This is a genomic window from Hydrocoleum sp. CS-953 (assembly GCF_002260545.1).
Lineage (GTDB): Bacteria > Cyanobacteriota > Cyanobacteriia > Cyanobacteriales > Microcoleaceae > Trichodesmium.
Genome location: NZ_LGSU01001320.1, coordinates 1 through 9,896 on the forward strand (window position 1 = coordinate 1; position 9,896 = coordinate 9,896).

General features: G+C 36.1%; 7 protein-coding genes. 3 read left to right on the top strand and 4 right to left on the bottom strand.

The genetic code is table 11. The features are described 5' to 3' along the window. Positions 1-229: 229 nt before the first annotated feature. The 3 genes from AFK68_RS24240 to AFK68_RS42500 all read right to left on the bottom strand — a co-directional run bounded on the left by AFK68_RS24240 (position 230) and on the right by AFK68_RS42500 (position 5,286). Positions 230-1,228, bottom strand: coding sequence for an ABC transporter permease (locus tag AFK68_RS24240; protein WP_094675767.1), 999 nt, complete (start codon positions 1,226-1,228; stop codon positions 230-232). Positions 1,229-1,499: 271 nt separating this feature from the next. Next, entirely contained in the window at positions 1,500-2,663 is a 1,164-nt protein-coding gene (locus AFK68_RS24245) for an ABC transporter permease (protein ID WP_246844426.1), read from the bottom strand. Positions 2,664-2,754: 91 nt separating this feature from the next. Then, positions 2,755-5,286, bottom strand: a complete 2,532-nt coding sequence (locus AFK68_RS42500) for a GUN4 domain-containing protein (RefSeq protein ID WP_246844427.1) — start codon at positions 5,284-5,286, stop codon at positions 2,755-2,757. Between the two features lie 154 nt (positions 5,287-5,440). Here AFK68_RS42500 and AFK68_RS24255 point away from each other — a divergent pair, with 154 nt between their 5' ends. The 3 genes from AFK68_RS24255 (at position 5,441) to AFK68_RS24265 (ending at position 8,945) form a co-directional block, all read left to right on the top strand. Next, the gene (locus AFK68_RS24255) at positions 5,441-6,106 is read left to right on the top strand and encodes an SDR family oxidoreductase (protein ID WP_094675769.1); all 666 of its coding nucleotides are present in this window, start codon (positions 5,441-5,443) and stop codon (positions 6,104-6,106) included. Positions 6,107-6,353: 247 nt separating this feature from the next. Continuing rightward, a complete protein-coding gene (locus AFK68_RS24260; protein ID WP_094675771.1) occupies positions 6,354-7,532 on the top strand; it encodes a M20 family metallopeptidase in 1,179 nt (392 codons plus the stop codon). A 477-nt stretch (positions 7,533-8,009) separates the two neighbouring features. Next, a complete protein-coding gene (locus AFK68_RS24265) occupies positions 8,010-8,945 on the top strand; it encodes an Hpt domain-containing protein (protein ID WP_246844428.1) in 936 nt (311 codons plus the stop codon). A gap of 151 nt (positions 8,946-9,096) precedes the next feature. Here AFK68_RS24265 and AFK68_RS24270 read toward each other — a convergent pair whose 3' ends face one another. Next, positions 9,097-9,741: a hypothetical protein gene (locus AFK68_RS24270; RefSeq protein WP_094673696.1), complete on the bottom strand. Its 645-nt coding sequence runs from the start codon at positions 9,739-9,741 to the stop codon at positions 9,097-9,099. Positions 9,742-9,896: the final 155 nt, after the last annotated feature.

Here is a 9,896-nt window from a genome sequence, read left to right on the forward strand (position 1 = left end):
CTAACGCACCGAAACATTTGGGATCGCACTGCGTTAATTCAATGTAACTTACCCTACAAGGTGGCTTACACCTAGAAACTACTCTTTGTTTAGGGCGGGTTTGTATAAATCTTAGAGTCAGCATGAAAATTCTAGCTAAAACCCGCCCCTACTATAAAAATCTTGTAAGGACCTTGCATGCAAGGTCCCTACTTACTCAATATATATTGTTTATTCTTCACTAAACCTTCTAATTTTTACTATCTTTAAAATACACTTTTCCCAAAGCAGCAGGAGGGGTAGATTTTCCGGCTAAACCAATTAAAGCGAATAGAGCAATAACATAAGGTAACATCTCTAAAAATTGATAGGGAATATTCAGATTAAAAGCTTGAACTCTTAATTGCAAAGCTTCTGTTGCTCCAAATAATAAACAAGCTAAAACGGTATAAACTGGATGCCATCTACCAAATATTAGAGCTGCTAAGGCAATGAAACCTTTGCCACTACTCATGCCTTCTGTGAAAAATTTCACATGAACTAATGCTAAATAAACTCCTCCTAAACTTGCCAAACAACCGCTAAAACCTACACTTAAATAACGCACTAAACTAACAGATATTCCGGCGGTTGCTGCTGCTTGAGGATATTCGCCGACTGCTCTTAAGGCTAAACCCCAACTGGTGTTAAAAATTATATAAGTAGAAACAGGAATTAATAGCAAAAGCAGATAAAATAATAGGTCTTGATTGAAGAAGATTCCCAAAATAGGCAAGTCTTTTAATCCGAAAATATTGATAGTTTGAATACCTGGTAGAGCAATTGTGCCACTGTCAAATAATACTCTAGCACCATAAGCTGTTAATCCTGATGCTGCTAAATTTATTGCCAGACTTGAGACTATTTGATTGACTTTTAAATTGACACAAAGATACGCATGAATTAAGCCTAAAATTCCTCCAGCTAAAATTGCTATTAAGGTTCCGAAGTAGACATTTTCAGTAGTAATAGAAACAGCAGCACTGACAAAAGCTCCTGTTAATAACATTCCTTCTAAAGCAATATTTAGAACGCCGGAACGTTCGGAAAATATTCCACCTAAAGCAGCAAAAGCTAGAGGTATAGAAAGTCGAATTGTGGCAGATAGATAGTCAGATAATAGGGAGTAGGGAGTAGGGAGTAGGGAGTAGTGAGCAGGTAAATTAGGTATAATATATATTTGTAATTTGTCTATAATCGTTAAAAACATTATTCTTGCTTACTTATTTCTTAACAACTGAAGTCTTGATGAAGTATAGCATTATCTTAGGGAGTAGGGAAATTAGATATAGTTATTAGCAAAATTCGTAGGGTGCGTTAGACGGCTAAAATTTAGACTGTGAAATTAAATTTAACAATCCGTCGTAACGCACCATTTTATTTGTGTCAGTTTACTAAAACACAATCCAACAATTATAAGTTTTTGTTGGGTTTCCTTTGTCAACCCAACCTACAAAATGCTCCCCCACTCCCCTACTCCCTTACTCCCCTACTCCCTTACTCCTGACTCCTTTTTCAAATTCAAACGCTAAACTTATTGCCAAAAATAACACTGTCAAACCTTGAATAGCATAAACAATAGTTATGGAAACTCCCGCACTCCGCTGTATTACATTCGCTCCACTCCTGAGAATACCAAAAAATAGGGATGTTAAAATTACTGCTAGGGGGTTGCCCCTACTTAATAATGCAATGGCGATCGCGTCGAAACCATAACCAGGAGAAAAGTTTTCAAACAACCGATATTTTGCTCCTAATACTTCTGCGCTTCCTGCTAAACCTGCTAAACCACCCGATAAACCCATGACTGCCAGAATAGTCTGGTTAACAGAAATTCCGGCGTAACGAGCTGCGGTAGGGTTTTGCCCGACGGCATCCACTTGATAACCGAAAGCTGTAAACGACAACACCACGGCTAAAATTATGGCAATAGCTAACCCCAATAAAATTCCGGCGTGAGCTTGAGTTTTGGGCAAAATTATCGGTAAACGCGCTGACTCGGCAATGAGAGGAGTGTAGGGACTGGGGGCGTCCGGGGCGATAAGTGGTTCGTTTACCATGTAATTGACAAAATTTTGAGCGATGTAATTTAGTAGTAGGGTAGTCAGCACTTCATTTAAACCACGGGCGACTTTGAGATAACCAGCGATCGCTCCCCAAAATGCTCCGAGAAGAAAACCTCCTGTCAATGCTAGGGGTAAATGTATCCATATTGGGAAGTTAGGCAAATATAGTCCGACGACAACACTGCCTAAAGCTCCCATATAAATTTGCCCTTCCCCACCGAGATTAAATAAACCTGCTCGTAATGCTATTAATATTCCTAAACTTGCTAGTAATAGTGGGGTGGTTTTGCTGAGGGTGTCGCTGAAACCAAAGTAGGTGGTTAGAGATTCTTGGAATAGGGCGGTATAGGCAGTTACAGGATTAGTTTTTGCTAAGAGCATTAGAGCTGCTCCTGTTAATAAGGCGGCGAATACGGCGAATATTGGAAGTAGAATTGACTTGAGAATTTTCTGCATCATTTTGTAGTAGATCGTAGGTTGGGTTAAGCGACAGCGCAACCCAACAGAAAGCTTATCCACTTCCTGTAGCATTAAGACTGCACCACCACTGTTAATTTTTGTTGGGTTTCCTGACGTCAACCCAACCTACACAATAATTATCCGAACTAATAAATGTTCACTGAAAAAGCTGATAACTGATAACTGAAAAGGCGGCTGAAACGCTTATCTGTTAAAGTCTACAAGTCTCTGCGCGAGAGAAGAGGAATACCCCCAATCTCTCCCACAATTCCCTACTCCCCACCGACGGCCCTTCCACGGCCACCAACAAAGGGAGGTGTCCTTCGTAATGCGTATCTGTACTAAAAGTTAGGTCGTCCCATAGCATCCAGGTTTCCTCCTCTCCTTCCCCTTGAATCCATCCTACTTCTTTAGCAAAGTTTTCCCACACTTCCTGATTATACTTCCTCGTACCACCCAAACTTTGATAAATTTTCTTTTGCAGAGAAAAGCCAAACTTACCATCACTATATTTTACCCAAAGCTGGTCTATTATGCGGAGGTCTTGGCAAGGAAATTGCTCTATCTCTTTTATGTCTAGATATCTTTCTTTTTCTCGCTCTGCAACTTGTAACATAACCTTATAAGTTTCAATATCCGCCTCTTTCCACTTTTTAGCAGCTAGGAACTCACGCAGTGTAAAATATTTAGTAGGTAAACTTTGTTGTGGAGAAACTTCCAAGAGTTTTTTAATCGAACCATTTTCAAAAATATACTTTTTGCCAGATTTTTTCTCATTATTCAATATCATTTCAGAGGAAAGTAATTGTTTAATTTTTGGGTAATTTTTTAGCCAATAATTTGCATTTCCTGCTTCCCGATCGCTAGGTGTAGATTCATAACTAAGTATGACGGAATTATTTGATTTAAGAGATTTATCAATAGCATCTTTTTCTAACTCAGCAAGTAGTTTATAATTATTCTTTAGTTCCAAAAGAAGGCGGGGATATCTGAGGGTAATAGCAGTAAACTTAGCTATTTGTTCTGTGGTTATTGTTTCTCTTTCAGCAAAAGTAACTCCAATAGAATAATAGGCAATATAAGTCCTGAGCCTCAGTATATTAATATATTGTTTTAAACGACGAGGATTATAATCAAAAAAAGGAGCAACCATCTCTATAACTTTAGCAAAACTTTCTGAATCTAAATCTTTTTCAATAATTGGGAAAATAGGTAAATCTGGAGATGAAGTCTCAGTCTCTTGAGATTCTAGATTTTGTTCTGAAACGGAAGACTCTTCTGCCTCTGTTTTTTCTGCTTCTTTTTCTCTTGGTGAAAATATTCTGTCTTTAAATTTTTCTATCCATTCTTTTCCATCATTAAACCTTGCAGAAAAATCAAATACTTCAGCAATTAAACTATGAGAAATCCCAAAAAAGTATTTTTCTTGTTTTTCTGGAGATTTTTTTATTTCTGAAATTTTTTCAACAAAACTATCCAATATCTTTTGAGAAGGTGCAGGAACAGAGAATGATAATTGCACAAACTTTTCCAGAAAACTAAAACCATAATCAACCTTTTTACTCAACTTCTGACTTTCATTTTCCTCTGCTTGATTTTCGGCGATCGCTGAAGCTAGAAAAGGAATAACATTTCTTTGTTTAAAACTTATTGCTGCTGCTACCTTTTCTCTATCCATACCCAAAATAAAAATTATCTTTGGGTCATTAGAAATCATCATATTTAGAGCTTGCAATAAATCTGCAGATTTATCCAACTCACAACGGTCAAGGTCATCAATAAAAACATAAATATTCTCATTTTCACCTACATAAGCATTAACAATTTTAGAAAAATCCTCGTGAAACTTTTCCACAAAAGCCACTTGTTTCTTATAATCAGGAGACTCAAGATATTGAGTCAAATCCATTTTCGGGTCGCCAATTAAATCCTTTAATATTCCCAGAAGTTTTCCTATTCCAGCAAATGAAGCACCAGCACCTCCCAAAGTTAACCAGATAGTTAAAAGTTGATTATTTTCTTCTTCTTTATCTTCCTCAGTATCAGTTTTTTTACCACTTTCCTTTTTATCTTCCTCTTCTGACTCTGAATCTGTTTTAACAATATCTGCCAAGTTTTCATACCACGGAAAAATTACCGCAACTTCATCTTTAAAAAAGTAAGCAATTGGAATAGAAAAAATAATAGTTACCATCAACCATATTATTACCAAAGTCTGGAGAAATTTGACTGGCTTATCTTTCCAGTCAAGACGATTAGCGATTAGAATTAAGTAACTACAAAAATTATAGAAAATATCAGATAAATTACGATTTTTCGACAATTGTTCTAAAAAAGATAGAGCAAAAGTCGCCCAAAGTGATTCAGATTTATCATGTCGCCAAGCATTAAACCAAACAGTTTGAGTTTCTTGCTTTAATCTTAATCTGAAAAATTCATAGATATCTGACACATCGCTGAAAATAATCCGGTCTTTTTTAATCTTCTGCCAAACTTTCTTTAAATCTTCCTTATCTAATTCTTTAGACTTCTTTTTTACCTCAGATTCAAGTTGTTTCATAAAAGAAGACTTACCGCTACCCCATTCACCTTCGATAGAAATAGTTAGTGGCGGTTTAGTATCTTTATGAGTTAAAAATTCAGCCATAGCTATAACATAAGGAGTAAAACCAAGTTCATCATTTGTCGTTGCTTGGTCACCTACTGTAATAATTTGTTTTGAATTTTCTGTAGATTCAGACATAATTTATCAGTTATCAGTTATTAGCTTTTTCAGCCCTTTTTACTATAGCAAATAAAATTTTGCCAATCTCATCTTTTCAGTTGTCAGCTTTTGCACGCATTCCATGTTATAATCAACCATAAAAATTATCACCAATTAAAGAAAAAAATCAATTATGGCAACTTATTTAATAACAGGAACTAATCGTGGTATTGGCAAAGAATTATGTAAACAAGTTCATAGCAAAGGTAATCAAGTAATTGCTGTTTGTCGCCAGTCAGATGGGGAATTAGAAAGTCTAGGAATTTCTGTAGAAACAAGAGTAGATATTACTTCGGAAAAAGATGTAGCAGGTTTAGTTAATCGTCTCCAAGGAGTTAAGTTAGACGTACTAATTAATAATGCAGGAATAGTCAAAAGAACAAGCAACTATCTAGATGATTTAGATTTTGATAGTATTCGCCAACAATTTGAAGTGAATGCTATGGGAACTTTACGCCTAACTCATGCTTTATTACCCTTGATAGAATCTGGTGGAAAAATTGCCATTATTACAAGTAGAATGGGTTCCATAGATGATAATACTTCCGGTGGTTCCTACGGTTATCGAATGTCAAAGGTTGCTGTTAGTATGGCAGGTAAATCTTTGTCTGTAGATTTAAAACCACAGGGAATTTATGTCGCAATTTTACATCCAGGTTTAGTTAGCACTAGGATGACAAATTTTACAGGAATTTCTCCCGAAGAATCTGCTAAAAATTTATTGGCTAGAATTGATGAATTAAACTTAGAAAATACAGGAACTTTTTGGCACGCCAAGGGTGAAGTATTACCTTGGTAGTTTCAGTTATCAGCTTTTTCAGTTCTTCCCACAATTTTATCAATTATTTTTCCCTATTCCCTGTTCCCTACTATGCGCAAAAAATCTATATTTTTTTTGGAGAGGTCTATTAAAAATAAGATTCCATATTGTAGGGGCGAATGGCCATTCGCCCCTACCCATTGTATGACGATAAAAAGAATTATTTTACTCCGAAGTCAACAGATTTGATATTAAATAAATTGAAAGAATAGACAAAAAATTATCTATGTTAAACAGAATCAAAGAATTAGCAACTACCCTCGCACCTCGTCTAATTGAAATTCGTCGCCATATTCACTCCCACCCAGAATTAAGTGGCCAAGAACACCAAACTGCTGCTTATGTTGCAGGTGTATTATCTTCCTCCGGTCTTCATGTACGGGAAGCTATCGGTAAAACTGGGGTTCTGGGAGAACTCAAAGGCAGCAACAATACTCATCAGTGGCTGGCCATTCGTACAGATATGGATGCTTTGCCAATTAGAGAACGTACTGATTTAGATTTTGCCTCCCGTAATCTTGGCATTATGCACGCCTGCGGTCACGATGTCCATACAACAGTTGGTTTAGGTACAGCAATGGTATTGTCTGAGTTGGGAGAACCCCTACCAGGAAATGTCCGTTTTCTGTTTCAACCTGCTGAGGAAATTGCCCAGGGTGCCAGTTGGATGATTAAAGATGGGGCGCTCGAGGATGTAGAGGGAATTTTAGGAGTTCATACTTATCCGACTATTCCCGCAGGTTCGGTGGGTATTCGCCACGGGGTACTAACTGCTGCTGCTGATGATTTGGAATTAACAATTATTGGAGAATCTGGTCATGGTGCCCGCCCCCACGAAGCTATAGATGCTATTTGGATCGCTTCTCAGGTTATTACTAATTTACAACAGGCCATTAGTAGGACTCATAATCCTTTGAGACCTGTAGTGTTAACAATTGGTAAGATTACTGGCGGAAGAGCACCAAATGTGATAGCAGATCAAGTAAAAATGTCGGGAACTGTGCGATCGCTCCATCCAGACACCCATAAAGAGTTACCTGCCTGGATTGAAAATATTGTGGCCAATGTTTGTAGTTCTTATGGCGCTAAGTATGAACTAAATTATCGTCAGGGAGTCCCCTCTGTACAAAATGATCCAATGTTGACTCAGTTAGTTGAGTCAGTAGCTTTGGAGGCTTGGGGTAGCGATCGGGTTACTATTTTACCAGAGCCTTCCCTTGGTGCAGAAGATTTTTCTATGTATTTGGAGCAAGTTCCAGGTATGATGTTTCGTCTAGGAGTGGGACACAAAGACAAACATAACTATCCTCTCCATCATCCCCAATTTGAGGTAGATGAATCTTCTATTGTTACTTGTGTGGTAGTTTTGGCTTATGCTGCCTATAAATATTGGCAGAATCATTAAAATTAAAAATTCAAAAGTCAAAAGTTTTATTTTGGCAATGACTAGCTGTTAGTAAGGCTAAGTTGTCATCACCAAACTTCTAACTCCTATACAAAAAAATTTACTGCAAAAATAGGTTTGAAACTCCAGCCTATAGGTTTTTTAACGATAAATTATCTTCTAACTATCAGCAAAAAAGTATTAAAATAGAAGTAGTAAATTGAATTAGTAAGTAGGTAAAGTAGGTAGGTATAATTATCTGTTGAAAAAGTTGTAGTGGCGGGTTTTACTGAAAGGCTTGACATAAGCGCAATGTAGTTTTTTAAGCCTACCCTACGCTTGTTCGTTTATTTATGCTTACTTACTTTAAGATGGGTTGAAGTGTCTAGTCATATTAACCAGATAACAGAAGTAGTAGCTTCAAGTCAATGGAGTTTTATACTTAATTTATTCCTAATTCAATATTAGTTAATAACTTGAAATTTTAGGAGAAATATTGTGCCATCAGAACAAGAAGAACGGATTAAACAATTATTCATAATGGAGGCAGAAGAACATTTAGTAACCTTAGAAAATGGGTTGGTAGATTTGAAGTCTACAATGTCAGATTCTGAAACTATTAATGATATGTTTAGAGCAGCTCACTCTGTAAAAGGTGGAGCTGCTATGTTGGGAATGCACAGTGTAAAAAAGGTAGCTCACCGTTTAGAAGATTGTTTTAAAATAATTCGAGAAAATCCTGTTGATATTGACCAAACAGTAGAATCTCAATTTTTAAAAGGATATGATACTCTCAAAGATTTAGTAGAACGTCTCCAAGGTCCTTATGGTTTGAGAGAAGAAGAAGGAGAAGAAATAGTAGAAAATGCTTTGCCTGTATTTGCTGAGTTAGAATCTAATTTGAATACTTTAGTTAGTGGTGGAACTGTTACTAAATCTACTACTTTTGAATATGGAAAAGAGAAGGCAAAAACTAATTTTTATCAACAGGTTAAAGATAAATTAAAAGAAATGTTGGAGGTCTTTAAAAAGGGTGATTCTCCAGATTCAAGAAAACAACTAATAGAAGGTTGTAATGGTTTGTTGCAGTTGGATGAAAATACAGAAATTTGGCATACTTTAGTTAATGCTTCTCAACAAGCTCTGACTAATTCTAAGTTATCTTATCAAGTTCTAGCACCTGTGATTATTAAAGAACTTAATCAAGCAGGTGAGTTAATCCAAGCAGGAAAGGTAGAGGAAATAGTACCGAGTAAAGATTTAACAGAAATCGCAACTCCTCCCAAAGCAACAACTTCTGAACAGAAAAAAGTAACTTTACCAAAAGACCCCAAAGAAGTGGTAAAATTAATTATTAAAAGTTTTGACAATAAGCAACAAGAGGCGATCGCTAAATTATTAGTTAAGCACGTTAAGTCATCTAAAAATAATTGATTAAGTAGTAGTTGAAGATGATAATTTTCAGGGGTGTCTTACGGTATAGAAACCGGGTTTATATAGATATCTAATAAGACTCAAATATGCTCACATAAACCCGGTTTCTAGGATTGAGTAATTCTAGTTGTACAGTCCATTGTCAGCAACCCTAAATTTCCTCATTTCTGACTTCTGACTCCTGACTCCTCACTGCTCTTTCTTCTTTGATATTTTCCTCAAGTTTATGCAAAGCTTGATTAACTTTTTCCTCCAATTTTTGAAATTGTTGTTGTTTTAAGTCACTCCATTCTGGCAATTTATTAATAAACTGTTGTAAATCAATAATCACACTTGTTAAATCGTTAATTTGTTGTAGTTCTGGTCGTTGTTTAAACTGCTGAGAAACTAAATCTAATTCTGTTTGTAATAACTTGATAGTTTGTTCTTGAAGTTCTAACCGATTTGACAAACTTTTAATCGTTTCCATGAAAGGTTGACTTTTCCCTTCTCCCTGATTATTGCCTAATGTTTGAGCCGTAGATTCAAAAGAATTTATACTATTTTTTAACTGAGAAATAACCTCATAAATTGACTCTTGATATTCGTCTAATTTTCTAGTATTATCAAATTTAATGGCTTGAGTTTGTGCGGCTAATTTTCGTCTGTTAAACAGATTTAACAATAAAGATATAAAAACAAATACTACCGGATAAATAATTGGTTGCTCAAACATATAATTACCAAAAATTCCGACGGCAGAAGCAGTAATAAAAATATATTCAAGGATTTCTAAAAGACGCAGGCGGTGCAACATATTTATTGAATTATAATTTTGTTTATTAATATAGCAATCCTAATTTAAGTTGTAATATTTTGGTTGTAGTTAGGAGTCAGGAGTCGTAGGGGCGTTTTCCTGACGGAATGCTCCGCAAACATGTCGCTCCGCGAAACGGCCGTTAGCTTCGCATA

Coding starts and splice junctions, on each gene's coding strand:
- AFK68_RS24240 (WP_094675767.1), bottom strand. CDS start 1,228: ATGTTTTTAACGATTATAGACAAATTACAAATATATATTATACCTAAT.
- AFK68_RS42500 (WP_246844427.1), bottom strand. CDS start 5,286: ATGTCTGAATCTACAGAAAATTCAAAACAAATTATTACAGTAGGTGAC.
- AFK68_RS24255 (WP_094675769.1), top strand. CDS start 5,441: ATGGCAACTTATTTAATAACAGGAACTAATCGTGGTATTGGCAAAGAA.
- AFK68_RS24260 (WP_094675771.1), top strand. CDS start 6,354: ATGTTAAACAGAATCAAAGAATTAGCAACTACCCTCGCACCTCGTCTA.
- AFK68_RS24270 (WP_094673696.1), bottom strand. CDS start 9,741: ATGTTGCACCGCCTGCGTCTTTTAGAAATCCTTGAATATATTTTTATT.